This is a genomic window from Corynebacterium sp. KPL2680 (genome assembly GCF_040225675.1).
Taxonomy (GTDB): domain Bacteria; phylum Actinomycetota; class Actinomycetes; order Mycobacteriales; family Mycobacteriaceae; genus Corynebacterium; species Corynebacterium rhinophilum.
The window spans coordinates 162,367-182,109 of sequence record NZ_JBEHFM010000002.1 but is presented as its reverse complement, the minus strand read 5'-3'; the positions used below and the strand labels follow the sequence as shown (position 1 = coordinate 182,109).

Sequence of the window (19,743 nt, the reverse complement as noted above, 5' to 3'; positions counted from 1 at the left end):
GCTTCTGGCGAGGCCACCGATGTGGAGATGCCAGAACTCGGCGAATCCGTCACCGAGGGCACCATTACCCAGTGGCTCAAGTCCGTCGGCGACACCGTCGAGGTAGACGAACCACTGCTCGAGGTCTCCACCGACAAGGTCGACACCGAAATTCCTTCCCCCGTTGCCGGCACCCTGGTAGAAATCCTCGCCGAAGAAGACGAAACCATCGAGGTCGGCGAAGCCATCGCCCGCGTCGGCGACGAAAACGCCGCACCATCCTCCGACGACTCCGATGACTCCGACGACGACAAGTCCGAAGAAAAGGAAGAATCCACGTCCGAGGACAAGCAGGAAGAAAAGGAAGAATCCAAGTCTGACGAGAAGAAGGAAGACGAGTCCGAGCCAGCCAAGGAAGAGAAGAAGGAAGAACCGAAGCAGGATTCTTCCCTGAACACCTCCACCAAGGTCAACAACGGCGATAACGTTCCATACGTCACCCCGTTGGTGCGCAAGTTGGCTGATAAGCACGGCGTGGACCTCAACTCCATTGAGGGCACCGGTGTGGGCGGACGCATCCGCAAGCAGGACGTCCTTTCCGCTGCTGGTGAGGGCGATGCGAAGGCATCGGCAGGCGACGATAAGAAGGCTGCTGACTCCCCACGCGCACGCTGGTCCACCAAGTCTGTGGATCCGGAAAAGCAGGAGCTTATCGGCACCACCCAGAAGGTCAACCGCATCCGCGAAATCACCGCTACCAAGATGGTGGAAGCGCTGCAGATTTCCGCACAGCTTACCCACGTGCAGGAAGTCGATATGACTCCTATCTGGGATATGCGCAAGAAGAACAAGCAGGCGTTCATTGATAAGTACGGCGCCAACTTGTCCTTCCTGCCGTTCATCGTGAAGGCCACCACGGAGGCTTTGGTCTCCCACCCGAACGTGAACGCCTCCTATGACCCAGAGACCAAGGAGATGACCTACCACGAGGACGTCAACGTCGCCATCGCCGTAGACACCCCGAAGGGTCTGCTCACCCCAGTCATCCACAAGGCACAGAACCTGTCCTTACCGGAAATCGCGCAGCAGATTGCGGAGCTGGCTGATAAGGCCCGCAATAACAAGCTGAAGCCGAATGACCTGACCGGTGCCACCTTCACCGTGACCAATATCGGTTCCGAGGGCGCACTGCTCGATACCCCGATCCTGGTTCCGCCACAGGCCGGAATCCTGGGTACCGCGGCTATCCAGAAGCGCGCTGTCGTGGTCAACGAGAATGGCCAGGATGCTATCGCCATCCGCCAGATGTGCTTCCTGCCCTTCACCTATGACCACCAGGTCATCGATGGTGCAGACGCAGGCCGCTTCATCACCACCATCAAGGACCGCCTGGAGACTGCAGACTTTGAGGCTGACCTCGATATCTAAAGCAGTTAGCTAACTGGCATACCTCCCGTTCCTTCCGCGCGAAGGGACGGGAGGTTTTGTCATGCCTGGGGTACCGCGCGGGGGTGTAGCACGTAAACTTCCGGCAAAAATATCAGACGAATTTTATCCCGGCACTGCAGGATATATTTCACTAATTGGGAGGTAAGCGGGCTACGACACATTTCCCTCGGTGAGTTACTGCATAAAAGTTTTTCAAGGGCGCTGTTTTACCGGTTATTAAACATATACTTAGGGGCGGTTAAGACCATTGCACCCGATGAAGGAGACCTCACAGATGGATTTCATCTCCCGCCACCTAGGGCCGGATTCTGCCGAGCAGGCCGCCATGCTCGGCACGGTGGGCTACGACAGCGTGCAGGCGCTTGTCGATGCCGCCATTCCACCCAAGATCCGCGCTACGGAACTTCCCCACTTGCCAGAAGCACTCTCTGAAGACGGGGCACAGGCCGCTTTGCGGGAGTTCGCCGATCAAAACACAGTGCTTAAACCCTTCTATGGCCAGGGATATTCGGACACCCTGACCCCCGCCGTCATCCGCCGCGGCCTGCTTGAGGATGCCGGCTGGTATACCGCGTATACCCCCTACCAGCCTGAGATTTCCCAGGGCCGCTTGGAGGCCTTGCTCAACTTCCAGACCATGATCGAATCCCTGACAGGGCTGCCCATCGCGAATGCTTCCCTGTTGGATGAGGCTTCCGCTACCGCCGAGGCGGTCGGATTGATGTCCCGCGCAGTAAAGAAGGGCCGCCGCGTCGTACTGGACTCCCGCCTGCACCCGCAGGTGCTCACCGTTGCCGCTGAGCGCGCCCGCGCCATTGACCTCGAGGTAGAGATCGTGGACGTACGCGAGGGCTTGGTGGGCGAAGACCTCATCGGTGCAGTCATCGCCTACACCGGCACCGAAGGAGAGATTTTCGATCCTTCTGCCGTGATTGAAGAGCTGCACACCCGCGGCGCGCTGGCCTCCGTGGTCACTGACCCACTGTCCCTGCTGCTTCTTGAAGGCCCCGGAAACTTGGGTGCCGATATCGTTTTGGGCTCATCTCAGCGCTTTGGTGTACCCCTCTTCTTCGGCGGCCCCCACGCTGCCTACATGGCGGTAACGGATAAACTCAAGCGCCAGATGCCGGGCCGCATCGTCGGCGTCTCCAAGGATGCAGATGGCCGCCCGGCCTACCGTTTGGCGCTGCAGACCCGCGAGCAGCACATCCGCCGCGAGCGCGCGACCTCCAATATTTGTACTGCCCAGGCACTTTTGGCCAATGTGGCCTCGATGTACGCCGTCTACCACGGGCCGAAGGGGCTGAAGGACATCGCCGAGCGCGTGCACGGCTTGGCCTCCTCCTTCGCCCAGTCCATCTTGGATGCCGGCTTGGAGATTACATCGCAGGACTTCTTCGATACCGTCACCGTCAACGACGTTGACGCGCAGAAGATCAAGGCTGACCTGCAGGATGCAGGCTACTTGGTGCGCGCAATTGGCACCGACAAGGTATCCGTATCCTTCGGCGAATCCGCCACGCAGCGCGATGTCGCACACTTGGCAGAGGCTTTCGGCGCCACCCCGGCTGAAGCAAACTTTGGCCTGCCGGAGAACCTGCAGCGCGCCGAGGAACCGCTGGAGCACGAGATTTTCCACTCCATCCATTCTGAGACCCAGATGCTGCGCTACTTGCGCAAGCTCGCGGACAAGGACTTGGCGCTGGACCGCTCCATGATTCCGCTGGGCTCGTGCACCATGAAGCTCAACCCCACCGCGGCCATGGAACCCATCTCCTGGCCAGAATTCGCCGGTATCCACCCATATGCCCCGGAAGAGACCACCACGGGTTGGCGCGCGTTGGTGGAAGAAATCGAAGGCTGGCTCGCCGAGCTTACCGGCTATGCCAAGGTCTCCATCCAGCCCAATGCCGGCTCCCAGGGTGAGTTGGCGGGCTTGCTGGCCATTCGCCGCTACCACGTGGCCAATGGCGATAATGAGCGCGATGTTGTGCTCATCCCTGCCTCCGCACACGGCACCAACGCGGCCTCTGCCACTCTGGCAAACCTGCGCGTCGCCGTGGTCAAGACCGCCGAGGACGGCTCAATTGACGTCGCGGACTTGGAAGAAAAGATCGAAAAGCACGGCAACCACATCGCCGGCATCATGGTCACCTACCCCTCCACCCACGGCGTCTTCGACCCCGAGGTGCGCGATGTTTGCGATAAGGTGCACGCGGTCGGCGGCCAAGTCTACATCGATGGCGCCAACATGAACGCGCTGACCGGTTGGGCTCGTCCGGGCGATTTCGGCGGCGATGTCTCCCACCTCAACCTGCACAAGACCTTCACGATTCCGCACGGTGGCGGCGGCCCGGGCATCGGCCCGGTGGCGGTGGCAGAACACCTCATTCCGTTCCTGCCCAGTGATGCTGCATCCCCTGAGCTTGATGCCACCGCGGAAACCCCTGTTGGCCAGGGCGTTCCCATTACCGGCAGCAAGTACGGCTCCGCCGGCGTCCTGCCTATTTCGTGGGCCTATCTGGCCATGACCGGTGCCGAGGGCCTCGCCGCCGCATCCGGCCACGCAGTGTTGGGCGCTAACTACCTGGCGGCCTCACTCAACGAGTACTTCCCTGTCCTCTACACCGGCAACGAGGGTTTGGTGGCGCACGAGTGCATCATCGATTTGCGCGAGCTTACCGATGCCTCCGGGGTCACCGCCGCCGATGTGGCCAAGCGCCTCATTGACTTCGGCTTCCACGCCCCCACCCTGGCCTTCCCCGTGGCCGGTACCTTGATGATTGAGCCCACCGAGTCTGAGGACAAGGGCGAGCTGGATCGCTTCATCGAAGCCATGCGCACCATCCGTGCCGAAATCCAGGAGATAATCGACGGTGAGGTGACCTACGAGGACTCCGTTATCCACCACGCACCGTTTACGGCTGAGTCGGTAGCTACCGATAACTGGGAGTACTCCTTCGGCCGTGACAAGGCCGCGTGGCCGGTCAAATCCCTATTGCATAGCTACAAGTATTTCCCACCGGTTCGCCGCCTCGATGAGGCTTACGGCGACCGCAACCTGGTGTGCAGCTGCCCGCCGCCAGAAGCATTCGAGATCGACGATTCCGAGGAGTAACAATGACCGAACTTCTAACCTCCCCGCTCAATGCCAAGCACGAGGAACTCGGCGCTACCTTCACGGCCTTTGGGCCGTGGAATATGCCGCTGAAGTACAACAGCGAGCTGGAAGAACACCGCGCCGTTCGCAACAGCGCAGGCCTGTTTGATCTCTCCCACATGGGTGAAATCTGGGTCAATGGACCCGACGCCGGCAAGTTCTTGTCCTACTCCTTCATCTCTAACCTAGATTCGCTGAAGGTGGGCAAGGCCAAGTACTCCATGATCACCGCTGAAGACGGCGGCATCATCGATGACCTGATTTCCTATCGCTTCGAGGATGACAAGTTCCTCGTCGTGCCCAACGCCGGCAATGCCGATACCGTCTGGGATGAGCTCAATAAGCGCTCCGAGGGCTTCGACGTAGAGCTCAAGAACGAGTCCCGCGACGTTGCCATGATCGCCGTGCAGGGCCCCAAGGCCGCCGAAATCCTCGTCCCGCTGGTAGAGGACAATAAGCAAGAAGCCGTCTACGAGCTGGGCTACTACGCCGCCACGATGGGCAAGGTGGCACGCACCTTCGCCATCATCGCACGCACCGGTTATACCGGCGAGGATGGCTTCGAGCTCATCGTCTACAACTCCGATGCCCCGCAGTTGTGGGAAGAATTGCTCAAGGCGGGCGCGGAATATGACATCAAGCCGTGCGGCCTAGCCGCGCGCGATTCCCTGCGCTTGGAGGCTGGCATGCCGCTCTACGGCAACGAGCTCTCCCGCGATATCACCCCGGTAGAGGCGGGCATGTCGCGCGCCTTTGCCAAGAAAGAAGCTGACTTCGTGGGCGCAGACGTCATCCGCAAGCGCGCCGAGGAAGGCCCACAGGTCGTTATCTCCGGGCTCACCTCGGATCAGCGCCGCGCGGCGCGTGCCGGCGCCGAGGTTTATCTCAATGACACCAAGGTCGGCACCGTCACCTCGGGTCAGCCCTCCCCCACTCTTGGCCACCCAGTGGCCATTGCGCTGCTTGATACCAGCGCGGAGCTCGAACCGGGCACCGCGGTGGAGGTAGAAATCCGCGGCAAGCGTTATCCTTTTGAGGTAACCGCGTTGCCGTTCTACAAGCGCGACAAGTAAGCCACCCGCACACCCTAAAATCTCAGCCCGAAAGGACTACACACCATGTCTAACCTGCCCCAAGACTTTTCCTACTCCGAAGACCACGAATGGGTTAACGCCGCGAAGGACGCCGTAGAAGGCAAGACCGTTCGCATCGGCATCACCTCCGTTGCCGCAGACCGCCTAGGCGAGGTCGTCTTCGCCGAACTGCCTGAGGTAGGCGATACCGTCACCGCCGGCGATTCCTGTGGCGAGGTCGAATCCACCAAGTCCGTATCGGACCTGTTCTCCCCGGTCACCGGCACAGTGAAGGCCGTCAACGATGCCGTGCACGATGACTACGCCGTCATCAACAACGACCCCTTCGGTGAAGGCTGGCTCTTCGAGGTCGAGGTGGATGAAGCAGGCGAGCTCATGGAGGCTGACGAATACGCCTCCGCTAACGGCCTCGACTAAAAGGCGGTTCGTTCGACACTCTCGAACATAAAATAAGGCGGGAGGATGCCATGGCATTCTCCCGCTTTGCTTTTCCTCGCTTTGCTTTTCCCTACCAAAGAAGACGACACTAGAGATTATGACTGCACCACGCGATCCTTTCTTTCCCGCTGAACGCTCCATTCGCGCTTCGGATAACCCCCTTGAAATTCGCCACTTGGGCCGCATGGATTATCAAGAGGCATGGGATTATCAGGCAGAGGTGGCAGCGGCGCGCGCGCAGGGCACGCAGGACGATGTGGTCTTAGTGGTCGAACACCCCAATATCTACACCGCGGGCAAGCGCACGCAGCCTGAGGATATGCCGGATAATGATCTGCCGGTTATCACCGTGGACCGCGGCGGGCGCATTACCTGGCATGGCGAGGGGCAGTTGGTGCTCTATCCCATCATCAAGCTGGCGGAGCCTGTCGATGTCGTCGATTATGTCCGCCGCCTCGAGGAGGCCACCATCCAGGCAGTGCGCGAGATGGGCGTGACTACCGCAGGCCGCATCGACGGCCGCTCTGGGGTGTGGGTGCCTTCTACCACCCAGGCTAAAGATCCTTCCGCCTCGCAGCGCGATCGCAAGATTGCGGCGCTGGGAATCCGCATTACCCGCGGGGTTACCATGCACGGCCTGGCGCTCAACTGCAGCAATACGCTGGAGTATTACGAGCACATCGTGGCCTGTGGCATCGATGATGCAGATATCACGACGCTTTCGCTGGAACTGGGACGCGAGGTCACAATGGAAGAAGCCTCGCAGCCGCTTTTGCGGGCACTTGATGATGCCCTCTCGGGCCACCTCATCGTCGCCGATCACAGTTTCGGTTCCGCGCCTGATCCCACGAAGCTTGCGAATGAGAAGGCGCGGGAGCGGCGTCGGCAAGCGCGGGCTTAAGCTCCGTGGCCCTAGTTTGGGGCTAGCGTGGAATAGTTGTACGCCCGCGCGCCTTGTACCAAGAAGAGCTATTAGCCATCACCATCTTTGATCGATAAAGTGAGTATTTGTGACTGTAAAGCCTGAAGGACGCAAGATGCTCCGCATTGAGAAGAAAAATGCGGAGTCGCCCATCGAACAAAAGCCGCGGTGGATCCGCAACCAGGTTCGCACCGGACCGGGCTATGAGGACATGAAGTCCCGCGTGGCCGGCGCTTCCCTGCACACCGTCTGCCAAGAAGCCGGTTGTCCGAATATCCACGAATGTTGGGAATCCCGCGAGGCAACCTTCCTCATCGGCGGCGATAAGTGCACCCGCCGTTGCGACTTCTGCGATATTGCAACCGGCAAGCCGGAGCCGCTTGACCGCGACGAACCGCGCCGCGTGGCCGAAAACATCCAGGAAATGGACCTCAACTACACCACGATTACCGGTGTGACCCGCGATGACCTCCCAGATGAGGGCGCGTGGCTGTATGCGGAAATCGTGCGCAAGATCCACGAGCTCAACCCACACACCGGCGTAGAAAACCTCACCCCGGATTTCTCTGGCAAGCCGGACCTGCTCGAAGAGGTCTTCGAGGCACAGCCGGAGGTATTCGCTCACAACCTGGAGACCGTGCCGCGCATCTTCAAGCGCATCCGCCCGGCCTTCCGCTACGAGCGCTCCCTCGATGTTATCCGCCAAGCCCACGACTACGGCCTTATTACCAAGTCCAACCTGATTTTGGGCATGGGCGAGACCGAGGACGAGGTCGAGGAAGCATTGCGCGACCTGCGCGAGGCTGGCTGTGACATTATTACCATCACCCAGTACCTGCGCCCCGGCCCGCGCTTCCACCCCATCGAGCGCTGGGTGCGCCCGGAGGAATTCGTGGCTCACTCCAAGCTGGCTAAGGAACTGGGGTTTGGCGGCGTCATGTCTGGTCCGCTGGTTCGCTCTTCTTACCGCGCTGGCCGCCTATACGTGCAGGCCATGGAAAAGCGCGGCCTGGAATTGCCGGAGAATCTCAAGCACCTGAAGGAGACCTCCCAGGGTGCTACCGCCCAGGAGGCATCCACCTTGCTGGATAAGTACGGTCCTTCGGAAGAAACCCCGGTGACCACCCGCATGGCCAAAACTCCGGCCAATGCTGATTCGGTCGCGGCAACCGTGCGCTAAACCCTCGGAGTTTTCTTACTCGGCCCTCGCCATCTGCGGGGGCCGTTTAACATTTTTGTCACCTGGCCTTTAAAGTAGGAACCATGGCGAAAGATGACAAAGCAGCCCTGAAAGCTGCCAAGAAGCAAGAACGCGCGGCTAAGCGCCAAAAGCGTAAGCAAACCTGGTCACAGTTGTGGCAGGCATTCAATTTGCAGCGCAAGCAGGATAAGGCGCTCATTCCTATCATGCTGGCCGCCTTCCTCGGCGTCGGCCTATTGTTCTTCCTCATTGGCACGCTCTTTAATGGCCAGTGGTTCATGCTGATTATCGGCTTGGGATTGGGCGCGCTTTTGGCGATGTTCCTGTTTACCCGCCGCCTGGAACGCGATATGTACAAGCGCGTCGAAGACCAGCCCGGCGCCGCCGGTTGGGCCTTGGAGCAGCAGCTGCGCAATACCGTCGGCATTGTATGGTCCGTAAAGTCCGGCATCGCCGCCACCCGCCAGCAGGATCTTATTCACAGGGTCATCGGCAATGCGGGCGTCATCTTCGTGTGCGAAGGCAATAAGAACCGCCTTCGCCCCACCCTGAACCAGCTGAAAAAGCGCGTGGACAAGATTGCCGGTGGCGTGCCGGTCTATGAGGTCTACGTCGGCACCGGCGAGGACGAGGTGCCGGTTTCCAAGCTGCGCAACCACCTCATGAAGCTGCCGCGCAACTACAATAAGAACGCCACCTACGAAAATATCCGCCGCATTGAGGCCATGGACTCCATGCCGGGAACGATGCCGGGTATGCCCAAGGGCCCAATGCCGCAGCAGGCGCAGAACATGTCGGGCATGAACCGCCGCATGCGCCGCGCGCAGCAGCGCAAGGGAAAGGGCTAAATACTGCTTTAGCCACTCGCCCCGGCTAGGCTTTCGGCTCTCGCTTTGCTCTAAAGCACAAACGGTCCCTGCAACCACCCGATTGGGAAAGGTTGCAGGGACTGTCGTAGTTTTACGGTGCGCGGGACTTATCCCCGCGCACCGCTAAGAGTTAATGACGATGGTGCCGGTTGCTCGGTCGTGCATGCCGCGGCCGTCCGCGTCCACCATGGCGGCGGGGAAGATTACACCGGTAAGCAGCGTGCGCACTGCCGCGCGCCAGAAACCCACCTGCGCGCCCGGCACATCCAAGCGGGCCACGCCCATGCCGAGGATGAGCATGCCCGGGGTGCGTGCAAATAGCCAGCCACATATGATGCCCATTAATGCCCAGAGGGCGTAGCCCAAGAAGGATACGCCGCCGAGCTGCGTGGTGAACATGAGGATGAGATTGGCCAGCAGCATGCAGATGATCCAGTCAATGGCTACGGCGCCTGCGCGGCGGCCGACCGACGCCATGGACCCAGGTCCGGATTCCGGCAAGCCCAAGTGTTCACCGGGCCACCGGCCGGGGGTTCCTGCATCGTCATATTCGCCCGGAATATTGGGCCCATCGAGCCACGTGCGCTTGTCTGCCATGCTCACCAATTTAGTTGCCCCTCTCCCAGAAGTGAAACGAGGCCAATGGCCATGCCGGGTGGATAAAACTAGTAGGCTATAGGCAGATAATTCATCGGCCAACAAACAGGAGGCAATCTTGTCTTTCGAGACAGTGCAGGACATCGTCCAATTTATTCAGGATGAGGACGTAAAGTTCGTGGATGTCCGCTTTACGGACGTCCCCGGCACCGAACACCACTTTTCCATCCCTGCCAGCGAATTTACTGAAGAAGAAGCAGAAAATGGTTTGGCCTTTGATGGTTCTTCCATTCGTGGTTTTACCACCATCGAAGAATCCGATATGACGCTGCTGCCGGATCCGGCCACCGCACATATCGATCCCTTCCGTTCGGCGAAGACCCTGAATATCAAGTTCTTCGTCCACGATCCCTTTACCTTTGAGCCTTTTACCCGTGACTCGCGCAATATTGCCCGCAAGGCCGAGGAATACTTGCAGTCCACCGGCATCGCCGATACCTGTAACTTTGGCGCCGAGGCCGAGTTCTACCTCTTCGATTCCGTGCGCTATGGCACCGATATGCAGCACGGCTTCTTTGAGGTGGACTCCGATGAAGGCTGGTGGAACCGCGATAACGAGACCAACTTGGACAGCACTCCCAATACCGGTTACAAGACCCGCGTGAAGGGCGGCTACTTCCCTACCCCGCCGTACGATAAGCACAGCGAGGTTCGCGATGACATCGTGGCCAACCTGCAAGAGGTCGGCTTCCAGATCGAGCGCTTCCACCACGAGGTGGGCGCGGCCCAAAACGAGATCAACTACCGCTTCAACTCCCTGCTGCACGCCGGCGATGACATCCAGACCTTCAAGTACGTGGTCAAGCGCACCGCCCAGGAGTGGGGCAAAGCCGCGACCTTCATGCCAAAGCCACTGGCTGGCGATAATGGTTCCGGCATGCACGCCCACATGTCCCTGTGGAAGGACGGCGAGCCTCTTTTCCACGATGAGGCTGGTTACGCAGGGCTTTCCGATATCGCCCGCTACTTCATCGGCGGCATCCTGCACCACGCAGGCGCCGTGCTCGCCTTTACCAACCCAACGCTGAACTCCTACCACCGCCTGGTTCCGGGCTTTGAGGCGCCGATCAACCTGGTGTACTCCCAGCGCAACCGTTCGGCTGCGATCCGCATTCCAATTACCGGTTCCAACCCAAAGGCTAAGCGCATCGAGTTCCGCGCACCGGACCCATCCAGCAACCCATACCTGGCCTTTGCTGCCATGATGATGGCCGGTGTGGATGGTGTGAAGAACCGCATCGAGCCGCACGCCCCGGTGGATAAGGACCTCTATGAGCTGCCGCCGGCAGAGGCTGAGTCCATCCCGCAGGCACCGACCTCCCTGGAGGCTTCCTTGGAGGCGCTGAAGGAAGACATGGACTTCCTGACCGAGGGCGATGTCTTTACCGAGGATCTCCTCGAGACCTACATCAACTACAAGTACGAAAACGAGATCAACCCCGCGCGCCTGCGTCCCACCCCGCAGGAGTTCGAGCTCTACTTCGACTGCTAAGGCTGTGATGTCTAGTGACTTTTTGGACTCGGAGTCCAGTTAGTTTTTTGACGCGGAGTCCAGGAGGTTTATGGACAGGATGTCTAACTACTTTTTGGACTCTGGCTTCTTGACAATGTGGGGATGGCAATTCCCATTACTCTCCGCAAGAAGATAGCGGATTTCGACCCCATCCGTGAGGGCATCACGGTCCAGCAGTTCTGCAAGAACATCGGCGTATCGAAGCAGACGTACTACAACATCAAAGCACGTATCGCCGAACGCGGGCGGGCTGGCATCGTGCCGGACAGCACGGCACCGCTGAACCCGCGACGGGTCTACGATGACAAGATTCGACAACAGGTCCTGCAAGCTCGCGGTACGTTAAAAGCCCGCGGCCAAGACTGCGGCCCATGGTCAATCTTCTACTTCTTCCTCGACGAACTCGGCTACGACCAACCACCGTCACGAGCTTTAATCGCACAATGGTTGCACGAGGCTGGCGTCGCTGACATCAATGCACGTAAACGACCGCGTAAGTCCTACAGGCACTTTGCTAGGGGCGAAGTCAATGAACTGTGGCAGATCGATGCGTTTGCCTACAGACTCTTCGATGTGCCTCACACGCAAGTGACTATCTACCAAGTCGTCGACGATGCCAGCCGCTTCGACGTCGGCTCCCAAGCTTTTGGAACTCCAGAAAACGGCACCGATGCCCGCATCACGCTAAGTGGAGCCATTGATGCTTACGGACTTTTCCAAGAAGTCCTCTCTGACAACGGTGATGCCTTTGCCACCTACCATCGCGGCCGACTGTCGCAAACCGAACGCTGGCTCGCCAGCTTGGGAGTTCAATCAAGTGCGGGCTTTGCTCCCACGACGCAAGGCAAAGACGAGCGATCGCACCAAACCATGACCAGGTTTTTGGATGCTCGTACCCCGACGACGCTGGCGCAGGTCCAACAGCTGATTGTCGACTACCGCAACTTCTACAACACACGCCGTCGCCACCAAGGACTTCTCAGGGGCAAGATGCACATCACCCCAGCCCAAGCCTGGGAGATTATCTCGCATGCCCAGCCACCGACGCAGCCGATTGACCCAGATTTTTTATGGACAAAAATCGCGAAACAATATCACCGGATTCACCCCGACAACCAGGCAGATGCCTTAGCAGCCGACACAGTGGTCGCGACAGATAATGCCCTGCCTGAAGTTGCAGCTTCAGACAGGGCACCAAGTAACGACACTCAGGCGATCCAGCAAGATACACCCCATGCCGATTCCTCAACCGTAATGCCAAGCTCTACCGGTGTAAATGCACTCTGGCCTATCCCGGACAAGCTGTGGATCAACAAAAGCGGGGTGGTACGCGTCATGGGACACGGCCTCTACGTCGGGCTGCGCTTCAAAAATCGAGCCATCTACAGCAGCGTAGCCGATGACTATGTGGAATTTTTTACTGATCACGACGGTGAGAAACTGTTTTCATTTCCGCTACCGATCCAACTGAATCAGCGTCCACCCGGCGGTCAAATCAACATAAACCACGTTGTCGGCATGTGGCACCGACAATCCCCAGAGCTAAAACCCAACCTCTCTGGGCCACGGCCAAGCCGCCGGAAGAAGCCAAGCTAGCACCAGTACAAAAACTCCGTGGACTCCCCGTCCAAAAAGCGGGGAGACTCCGCGTCCACAAAGTCCCTAGACTCCGAGTCCAAAAAGTAGCTGGACTCCAAGTCCAAAAACCTCATGGACATAACATTCGACTGCTAAGGCGTCACTAGTTCTCAGCTAGCTTCTCCTACAAGGCAGCCACCTAAACAATGCTTAGGTGGCTGCTTTCTTTTTGCTTGCATCGGCACAAGTAAGCGTCCCCGAGAGTTTCGTCATACCCGCCGCCCACTTTGACAGTGGCCGCTCCCCAGCGCACACATGAGGGTTTTCACCAGGCAAAAAGTGGCGCAGTCTAAGTAAGAAGCTCTGGATGAAACTAGAGTCTGGGTAGTGACTGATAAATTCCGCCACCTTCCCCCACCTGGGCCAGCCTGGGCCGGCAGCCTTATGGGTACTTCCATCGTCTCGCGCATGTTGGTTGAAGAAGACATGTTTGTTGCCGCTGGTGTATTTGCTGCACTTGCGTGCACCATTTTCGTTGTTATGACCGCGGGTTACGCCCGCTACCGCAGTCCGCGGTTTGAGCGGACCACCATGGCGGAGTGGTCTATGTTTTTCATCGGCGTCCTCGCGCTTGGGGCGGCATTATCCGGTTTGACGGGCATTGGAATATTCCGCCTCGTCGGCTTTTGGGTGGGTGGCCCCGTCACCGTCATCACGTGGGGAATTCAGCTCACTCGCTTCGATGGAGAGCCGCGCTTTACCTGGGGTCTCCCTTTGGTGGGGCCGATGATTTCGGCATCGGTGGCTGGGTGGCTTGCCCTTGATTACGGGCAGATCTACCACATCATGGGCACCGTGCTCTTCGCTATGTCTTTGCTGACGGCAGTCCCGGTATTTGTCTACGTCTACTGGGCAGCCTGGCACGGCAAGGTGGATTTTAGTGGTGGAAAATCCGCCACCGCCTGGGTGCCACTGGGCGTGGTTGGGCAATCTACCACCGCAATGCAGATCCTCTACCCTGGCAGTATCTCCGTGTACTACGGGCTTATTGCCCTAGCTATTGCCATCCCGCTATCGCTTTATGCGATGGTGACTTTTTATCCGCAAGCAGCCCGCTGGGTCCCCTATTCCCCTGCGTGGTGGGCGTGCACCTTCCCGCCTGGCACCGTGAGCATGGGCGGGCATCAAACGGCATTGGTCAATGGCTCGGAGTGGCTTGACGTTGTCGCGCTGAGCATTCCCTTGCTCCTTATTGCGCACTGGTGCCTGTGCTCAGCGCGGTTCTTAGGCTGGCTCTGGGAGGGCCGCACACGCAAAGAACTGACTCACTAGGGGACGTCTTCCCTCATCTATCATCGGGCCATGAGCTCTTCGCCTATTACCTTCATCGCCTGGGATGCTGCGGACCTTGCTGGAGTGCGGGAGGTGCTCGCCGGCTTGCGGCGCGACGGGGTCTTCTTGTACCGAGCAGGCCTAACGCTTGAAACCTCCTGGCTTGGCGATGCCGCCCAGGATTTCTATGGCACCGCCTGGGAATGGGGTCCAAAAGATAGCGAGCTATTTTTTGAGCTGGCGCGCCGCGGCAAGCTGCTGATGACGATCGATGCCACGGTCATATGCTGCGGATCCGATAAAGACGCGGCGGAGGCTCAAGAGTGTATCGCCCAAGAGTTGGTCGTAGCGAACAGCACGGAGGAGCTACGACACCTGCTTATTGACACACAGGAGACGCGCTAGAGCCCGGGCTGCTCGCTGCGCTTCATCCAGCCCATGCGGGGAGAAAAGCCTTGCGGGTGCTTGAGATGCGCCACGGCATCCGCGATCATCAGGCGATGGCGGCGCGACAAGCTATCCGGAAGGTGGGCCACCGAGAACCACTGCGCTTCAGTATTTTCTTCATCGCTGATGACGGGCTCAGCGCCGTCGGCAACAGACAGGCGCAGCGCAGTTCCCATGAACATGCATTCATCGCCATTGGGATAGGTCACTGGGCCGGATTGGCCAACGCCGAGGAGCGCTTCCACCTTGGCATCGAGGCCTACCTCTTCCTTGACCTCGCGCAAGGCGGTGGTCGTAATCTCCTCGCCAGGCTCACAAATCCCTTCCACAGGAGTCCACACGGCATTATCAGCGCGCTTTACCAGCAGTACGGATGGCACCTCCCACAGCGCCGCACCGGTTGGTACATCGCGGAGAATGATGGCACTGCACGCGGGGACGAAGATCTGATCGTGGCCGATGGATTCGCGCAGCTTCACAATATAATCAGGCGTTGGCATACCACCTAGCGTAGCCAATCTTGCCCGATGCTATGCCACGGGGCCGAGGACCTTCAGCGCCAGTGCTTGGATATCCGGTGCGGTGGTAAAGGCCACGTCAATGGTTTGTTGCGTGTCTTCACAGCTATGCCCCTCGTCCAAGGGCTCGGTAATTCCAGAGACCAGCCCCACGATGGTCTGCCGGCCATCGACATCGCCGTAGACAGGCCCGCCGGAATCCCCGACGGCGCTGCACATCTCCGCCAAGGCGGCGTTGGAATCGTGTTCTAGGCCCTGATAGTTCAGCTGTGTGGAATCCACCGAGTTTTTCAGGTTCCCACAGGTCACAATGGTGGAACTGCCTAGCTTGCACACCGCATCCGGCAATTTGTCTAGCTGCGTCGCCACGGTGGTGGCTACCTCGCCTGGGGTGAAGTAGTCCGCGTCGCGGTACAGCTCGATGAAGGCAACGTCCAAGTGATTGGTCTCCTCGGCAAAGAAGTCCGAATAGATCACCTCGCCTACTGGATCGGCTGGGTAGGCAAAGTCACCCTCTTGGGTTCCGGCCCAGACCTTATCGCCAGGTTTGCCGCAATGGGAGGCTGTCACGGCGATGGTGCGGCCATCGGCAAGCGCGAAAGACCACGCCGCGGTGCAGGACTGGAAGTTAAAGTACTCGCCCGGCTGCGGGTCACTCGTGGTTAAATTCAGCGCGGCGCCTGGAGGTACCGGCACCACCGCGGGCTCATAAAATTCATTCGGCGGTGCCGGCGGTGGTGTGTCTGTGGATTGCGCAACCACTTCATCCGGCTGCTGGGCAGCATCGGTGCTACACGATGCCACCGCGAACAGCCCTGCTGCTGCCAGCAGGCTACTGGCTATCCGTACCCGCGTCACCTGCAGAGTCCTTGTCCTGTTCTTCCTTATCCGCCTCTGCTTGTGCTTTTAAATCGCGGATGAATTTTTCCGGATCGAATTCGGTATAGTGCTCCGGTCCAGCGAAGTTTTCTAATGCCATGTGGTGGCTACACCTCCGTGTTCTTGATGCTCGAGGTAATAAAGTCCTTGACCGCTGCAGCATCGTTGGGCAGATCCGCCACGTGGCGCTCTGCGTTCAGGATGTCAGCAAAACGCTCGGGTGGCTGCGGTGCGCTCCCGATGGCCTCGGTGATGGTTTCGCTGAATTTTACCGGCAGTGCCGTCTCTAAGCAGACGATGGGCGTCGTCACGCCCTCTTTTTGGGCCGCACGCGCGACCTTGATGCCATCGGCCGTGTGCGGATCCGCCAGGTAACCATAGCGTTCGTTCACGTCCTTGATGGTGGCAAGGCGGTCATCATGGGTGGAGGAACCGGACAAGAAACCGTAGTCTTCACGCGCGGCCGTAATGAGGTCTTCTTCAAGGTTAAACCCGCCTTCTTTGACCTTGGTGCCAAAGAGGTCTGCAACGCGGGCGGCATCGCGGCCTAAAAGATCGAAGGCGAAGCGCTCGAAGTTGGAGGCGCGGGAAATATCCATCGACGGCGATGAGGTGGCCATGGTTTCCGCGGCTGGGCGCGGGCGGTAGTTTCCGGTGCGGAAGAACTCATCCAAAACGTCATTCTCATTCGTCGCCACGATGAGGCGATCGATGGGAAGGCCCATGCTGCGAGCGATATGCCCGGCGCAAATATCGCCGAAGTTACCGGTAGGAACGCTAAAGGAAACCTTTTGCTCGTTATTATCGGTGACCTTGATCCAGCAGGAAATATAGTAAACCACCTGGGCTAGCAGGCGCGCCCAGTTAATGGAGTTGACCGCACCGATGCGGTAGTTGGCCTTAAACTCCGCATCACTGGAGACGGCTTTTACCACGTCCTGGCAATCATCAAAGACACCGTCGAGGGCAATATTGAAGATATTCGGATCATCCAAGCCAAACATTTGCGCCTGTTGGAAGGCGGTCATGCGCCCGGCTGGGGTCAACATGAAAACGCGGATGCCGTCGCGACCACGCATGGCGTATTCGGCGGAAGAGCCGGTATCGCCAGAGGTAGCGCCCAAAATATTCAGCGTCTCCCCGCGGCGGGCAAGCTCATATTCAAAAAGCTCGCCCAAAAGCTGCATGGCCATGTCTTTAAATGCAGCGGTGGGGCCCTCGGATAGGTGGCCGATAAAGAGGTCATCGCCAAGCTCCGTGACCGGGACGATCTCTGGGGAGGCAAACTTCGGGCTGGTATATGCCCGGGCGGTGATTTTATCCAGATCTTCCTCTGGAATATCATCGATGAACAGCTTGATTACCTCGGCCGCAAGGGCGGCATAGCCGTCGGTTTTAGCCACTTCACGCCACGCATCCAGCGTGGCGGAGTCCAGTTGCGGGTAGGTTTCAGGCAGGTATAGGCCACCATCGGGCGCGAGCCCTCCTAAGAGGATATCCGTAAAGGATGCGGGCTGGCCGGTGGTATCACGGGTCGAAATATACTTCACAAGATGAATCCTAGTAGTTAACGCGTAAGGTATCAGCCATGTCGCAGCCAAATCCAAGAGAAGTTATCACAACCCAGGCGTTAATGATTTGGGTGGCGGCCATGGCGGTCTACCTCGTAGCCATTACTGGGCGGTCTTCCTTCGGCGTAGCCGGCCTCGATGCTATCGAGCGCTTCGACGTCGATGCTGGGCACATCGCGGTATTTACCTCCGTGCAATTGGGTGTCTATGCCATCGCGCAAATCCCCACCGGCATGCTGATCGATAAATTTGGCCCCCGCATCCTGCTCGTGGTGGGCGCGGTCATCATGGGCGTCGGCCAGGTCATGCTCGGCTTTACCAGCAATTACGGGGTAGCCATCTTCGCGCGCGTGCTCATCGGCGCCGGCGATGCCACGGGCTTCCTGTCGGTAATGCGCATCCTGCCCTACTGGTTCCCACTACACCGCACGCCGATGTTTACCCAGGTGACCTCCTCCATTGGCCAGATGGGCCAATTCATTTCCGCAGTCCCCTTCCTCTGGTTGCTCGGAACGGCGGGATGGACCGCGGCGTTCGTGACCCTCGGTGCAGTAGGCATCCTCGTCGCCATTGCCGCCGCAGTCGCGGTCGCTGACTCCCCGGAGAAGCTCGGGGTTATCCCTTTAGAAAAAGAACCGCCCAATTCCCAGGGCAGCAGCATCGGCGCGCGCTTGAAGGCGGTCTTTACCTCGCCCATCGCCTGGCAGGCATACTTTATTCACTACAGCGGGATGTTGCCGCTGATTGTCTTTGTCATGCTGTGGGGCATGCCCATGATGACCCAAGGCATGGAGCTATCCAAGGGCAAGGCCAGCCTCGTGCTCACCCTCTTGGCCGTATTTTTGGTTCTGGTCGGGCCCTTGCACGGCCGGATTTCCTCCCGTGCGCAGAATATCCGCCCATGGGTCGCCCTCGGGTTCGTGAGCCTGCACGTGCTGACCTGGGTGCTATTTTTCGCCTTTGGCACCGGCGGGGGTTTGGCAGCCATCACTGCGGTCTCCTTTATCTTGGCGCTGTGCACGCCGACGGCGAATTATGGCTTCGACATCATCCGCGAGAACATGGACCGCTCTGTCGTCGCCACCGCCACCGGCTTGGGCAATATGGGCGGGTTTACCTCCGGCATGTTGGGCGCGCAATTATTCGGCATGGTCTTGGATCACTCTGCCGATGCCCCCAATTACTCCATGCCCGATTTCACCTCCGCCTCACTCGCCGTCCTCGCCGTATGGCTGTGCGGCATGGCTGGTGTCGTCATCACCCACATCCTGCGCCGACGCGGCGGCTACGCGGGGCCATCCGTAAGGATCGTGGAAGTAACCTAGCGGTCTATTCGGGTCTTTCGGCCTCGTCCACCGTGGTGTCGGCTGCCCCTGCATCCTCCGCCTCCGCATGTTCTGCGTCTGGGTCCAAGATAAAGTTGATGGTCCCCTCAGGGTCCTCGAGAAACTCCCTGGTGGCGGCCACGGATTCGGCCTCGTCAAAGGAAATGCGCTGAAAGCCTGTGTCATTTAATTCCACGATATCGGCATCGGGGCAGCCTAATAGGATGGGTGAATGCGTGGCGATAAATACCTGCGCGCCGCGGTCAACGGCTTGGGCGATTTCCGCTATCAATGCCAATTGCCGGACGACGGACAATCCCGATTCTGGTTCATCCAGAATATAGACCCCAGCGCCGTCAACTCGTTCATAGAGCACGTCGAAGACGGATTCGCCGTGCGAGCGGGCCTGCACATCCACCTGGGTGGGCAGGGTGGAACGCCCGCCGGATTCCTCGGGGGATTGCTCGCGCGTCAGGAGATATTCGTGGGTTTCTGCGCGCAGGAAGTATGCCCGCTGAATAAGCCCCGTGCGCTCGCAGGCCACCGGGCTTAACGGCACGATTGCTTCCGGATCCCCCATTCGGCCACCCTTGGGAGAGCACCCAAGATCTGTTGCCATGGAGGCCAATAGGCTGGATTTTCCTATACCGTTATCACCGACGAAAATCGTCACCGGGCGGGTAAAGGAAAAACGCCTTAAATCTGCCAGGTAATCGAAGACAGGCAGGCTACGGCGATAATCCCGCGGCATAGATTTCAGGCGGACGGCATCAACCAACATGCCTGGTACTTTAGCAGCAGCGGCGGTGCT

The 19,743-nt window shown here is 59.0% G+C and carries 18 protein-coding genes; 12 read left to right on the top strand and 6 right to left on the bottom strand.

Annotated elements, in window-relative coordinates; genetic code table 11:
• From sucB to ABRP66_RS02160, 7 genes are all read left to right on the top strand, one after another.
• On the top strand, positions 1-1,407 hold a 1,407-nt coding region (sucB, locus tag ABRP66_RS02190; RefSeq protein ID WP_349838278.1), incomplete at its 5' end, for a 2-oxoglutarate dehydrogenase, E2 component, dihydrolipoamide succinyltransferase.
• Between the two features lie 295 nt (positions 1,408-1,702).
• Positions 1,703-4,546, top strand: a complete 2,844-nt coding sequence (gene gcvP, locus ABRP66_RS02185; protein WP_349838277.1) for an aminomethyl-transferring glycine dehydrogenase — start codon at positions 1,703-1,705, stop codon at positions 4,544-4,546.
• Between the two features lie 2 nt (positions 4,547-4,548).
• Positions 4,549-5,661 (top strand): glycine cleavage system aminomethyltransferase GcvT, encoded by a 1,113-nt coding sequence (gene gcvT / locus ABRP66_RS02180; protein ID WP_023023153.1) that lies wholly within the window; start codon positions 4,549-4,551, stop codon positions 5,659-5,661.
• A 45-nt stretch (positions 5,662-5,706) separates the two neighbouring features.
• Positions 5,707-6,099 (top strand): glycine cleavage system protein GcvH, encoded by a 393-nt coding sequence (gcvH, locus tag ABRP66_RS02175; RefSeq protein ID WP_005278306.1) that lies wholly within the window; start codon positions 5,707-5,709, stop codon positions 6,097-6,099.
• Positions 6,100-6,217: 118 nt separating this feature from the next.
• A complete protein-coding gene (gene lipB / locus ABRP66_RS02170; RefSeq protein WP_349838276.1) occupies positions 6,218-7,021 on the top strand; it encodes a lipoyl(octanoyl) transferase LipB in 804 nt (267 codons plus the stop codon).
• Between the two features lie 136 nt (positions 7,022-7,157).
• Positions 7,158-8,222: a lipoyl synthase gene (gene lipA, locus ABRP66_RS02165; RefSeq protein ID WP_284819338.1), complete on the top strand. Its 1,065-nt coding sequence runs from the start codon at positions 7,158-7,160 to the stop codon at positions 8,220-8,222.
• 83 nt (positions 8,223-8,305) lie between these two features.
• Positions 8,306-9,091: a DUF4191 domain-containing protein gene (locus tag ABRP66_RS02160; RefSeq protein ID WP_284819305.1), complete on the top strand. Its 786-nt coding sequence runs from the start codon at positions 8,306-8,308 to the stop codon at positions 9,089-9,091.
• A gap of 144 nt (positions 9,092-9,235) precedes the next feature.
• Here the strand turns inward: ABRP66_RS02160 and ABRP66_RS02155 are convergent, their stop codons facing one another.
• Positions 9,236-9,709 carry an RDD family protein gene (locus tag ABRP66_RS02155; protein ID WP_284819304.1) on the bottom strand — a complete coding sequence of 158 codons (474 nt, stop codon included), beginning with the start codon at positions 9,707-9,709 and terminating at the stop codon, positions 9,236-9,238.
• A gap of 118 nt (positions 9,710-9,827) precedes the next feature.
• Between ABRP66_RS02155 and glnA the strand changes: the two genes are divergently transcribed.
• The 4 genes from glnA to ABRP66_RS02135 all read left to right on the top strand — a co-directional run bounded on the left by glnA (position 9,828) and on the right by ABRP66_RS02135 (position 14,597).
• Entirely contained in the window at positions 9,828-11,261 is a 1,434-nt protein-coding gene (gene glnA / locus ABRP66_RS02150) for a type I glutamate--ammonia ligase (RefSeq protein WP_349838275.1), read from the top strand.
• A 123-nt stretch (positions 11,262-11,384) separates the two neighbouring features.
• On the top strand, positions 11,385-12,878 hold the full coding sequence (locus ABRP66_RS02145; RefSeq protein WP_349838274.1) for an integrase core domain-containing protein: 1,494 nt from the start codon (positions 11,385-11,387) through the stop codon (positions 12,876-12,878).
• A 369-nt stretch (positions 12,879-13,247) separates the two neighbouring features.
• Positions 13,248-14,192, top strand: coding sequence for an SLAC1 family transporter (locus tag ABRP66_RS02140; protein ID WP_349838273.1), 945 nt, complete (start codon positions 13,248-13,250; stop codon positions 14,190-14,192).
• A 30-nt stretch (positions 14,193-14,222) separates the two neighbouring features.
• Entirely contained in the window at positions 14,223-14,597 is a 375-nt protein-coding gene (locus ABRP66_RS02135) for a hypothetical protein (RefSeq protein ID WP_349838272.1), read from the top strand.
• Here the strand turns inward: ABRP66_RS02135 and ABRP66_RS02130 are convergent.
• From ABRP66_RS02130 to thrC, 4 genes are read right to left on the bottom strand one after another with little or no spacing between them, the layout of a single operon-like run.
• Positions 14,594-15,139 (bottom strand): NUDIX hydrolase, encoded by a 546-nt coding sequence (locus ABRP66_RS02130; protein WP_284769471.1) that lies wholly within the window; start codon positions 15,137-15,139, stop codon positions 14,594-14,596. The two genes, ABRP66_RS02135 and ABRP66_RS02130, sit on opposite strands and share 4 nt — an antisense overlap.
• A 30-nt stretch (positions 15,140-15,169) precedes the next feature.
• A complete protein-coding gene (locus ABRP66_RS02125; protein WP_349838271.1) occupies positions 15,170-16,015 on the bottom strand; it encodes a trypsin-like serine protease in 846 nt (281 codons plus the stop codon).
• The gene (locus ABRP66_RS02120; RefSeq protein ID WP_005278279.1) at positions 15,990-16,136 is read right to left on the bottom strand and encodes a hypothetical protein; all 147 of its coding nucleotides are present in this window, start codon (positions 16,134-16,136) and stop codon (positions 15,990-15,992) included. The genes ABRP66_RS02125 and ABRP66_RS02120 overlap by 26 nt, the downstream gene beginning before the upstream one ends.
• Before the next feature lie 7 nt (positions 16,137-16,143).
• The gene (gene thrC, locus ABRP66_RS02115; protein WP_349838270.1) at positions 16,144-17,586 is read right to left on the bottom strand and encodes a threonine synthase; all 1,443 of its coding nucleotides are present in this window, start codon (positions 17,584-17,586) and stop codon (positions 16,144-16,146) included.
• 38 nt (positions 17,587-17,624) lie between these two features.
• Here thrC and ABRP66_RS02110 point away from each other — a divergent pair, with 38 nt between their 5' ends.
• Positions 17,625-18,932, top strand: coding sequence for an MFS transporter (locus ABRP66_RS02110; RefSeq protein WP_349838269.1), 1,308 nt, complete (start codon positions 17,625-17,627; stop codon positions 18,930-18,932).
• A gap of 4 nt (positions 18,933-18,936) precedes the next feature.
• Here the strand turns inward: ABRP66_RS02110 and ABRP66_RS02105 are convergent, their stop codons facing one another.
• Complete coding sequence (locus ABRP66_RS02105; protein WP_349838268.1) at positions 18,937-19,713, bottom strand: AAA family ATPase; 777 nt, start codon at positions 19,711-19,713, stop codon at positions 18,937-18,939.
• Positions 19,714-19,743 lie beyond the last annotated feature (30 nt).

Bases quoted from the DNA above. Each gene is read 5' to 3' on its own strand.
- gcvP (WP_349838277.1), top strand. From the start codon at position 1,703: ATGGATTTCATCTCCCGCCACCTAGGGCCGGATTCTGCCGAGCAGGCC.
- gcvT (WP_023023153.1), top strand. From the start codon at position 4,549: ATGACCGAACTTCTAACCTCCCCGCTCAATGCCAAGCACGAGGAACTC.
- gcvH (WP_005278306.1), top strand. From the start codon at position 5,707: ATGTCTAACCTGCCCCAAGACTTTTCCTACTCCGAAGACCACGAATGG.
- lipB (WP_349838276.1), top strand. From the start codon at position 6,218: ATGACTGCACCACGCGATCCTTTCTTTCCCGCTGAACGCTCCATTCGC.
- lipA (WP_284819338.1), top strand. From the start codon at position 7,158: ATGCTCCGCATTGAGAAGAAAAATGCGGAGTCGCCCATCGAACAAAAG.
- ABRP66_RS02160 (WP_284819305.1), top strand. From the start codon at position 8,306: ATGGCGAAAGATGACAAAGCAGCCCTGAAAGCTGCCAAGAAGCAAGAA.
- ABRP66_RS02155 (WP_284819304.1), bottom strand. From the start codon at position 9,709: ATGGCAGACAAGCGCACGTGGCTCGATGGGCCCAATATTCCGGGCGAA.
- ABRP66_RS02145 (WP_349838274.1), top strand. From the start codon at position 11,385: ATGGCAATTCCCATTACTCTCCGCAAGAAGATAGCGGATTTCGACCCC.
- ABRP66_RS02135 (WP_349838272.1), top strand. From the start codon at position 14,223: ATGAGCTCTTCGCCTATTACCTTCATCGCCTGGGATGCTGCGGACCTT.
- ABRP66_RS02130 (WP_284769471.1), bottom strand. From the start codon at position 15,139: ATGCCAACGCCTGATTATATTGTGAAGCTGCGCGAATCCATCGGCCAC.
- ABRP66_RS02120 (WP_005278279.1), bottom strand. From the start codon at position 16,136: ATGGCATTAGAAAACTTCGCTGGACCGGAGCACTATACCGAATTCGAT.
- ABRP66_RS02110 (WP_349838269.1), top strand. From the start codon at position 17,625: ATGTCGCAGCCAAATCCAAGAGAAGTTATCACAACCCAGGCGTTAATG.
- ABRP66_RS02105 (WP_349838268.1), bottom strand. From the start codon at position 19,713: ATGTTGGTTGATGCCGTCCGCCTGAAATCTATGCCGCGGGATTATCGC.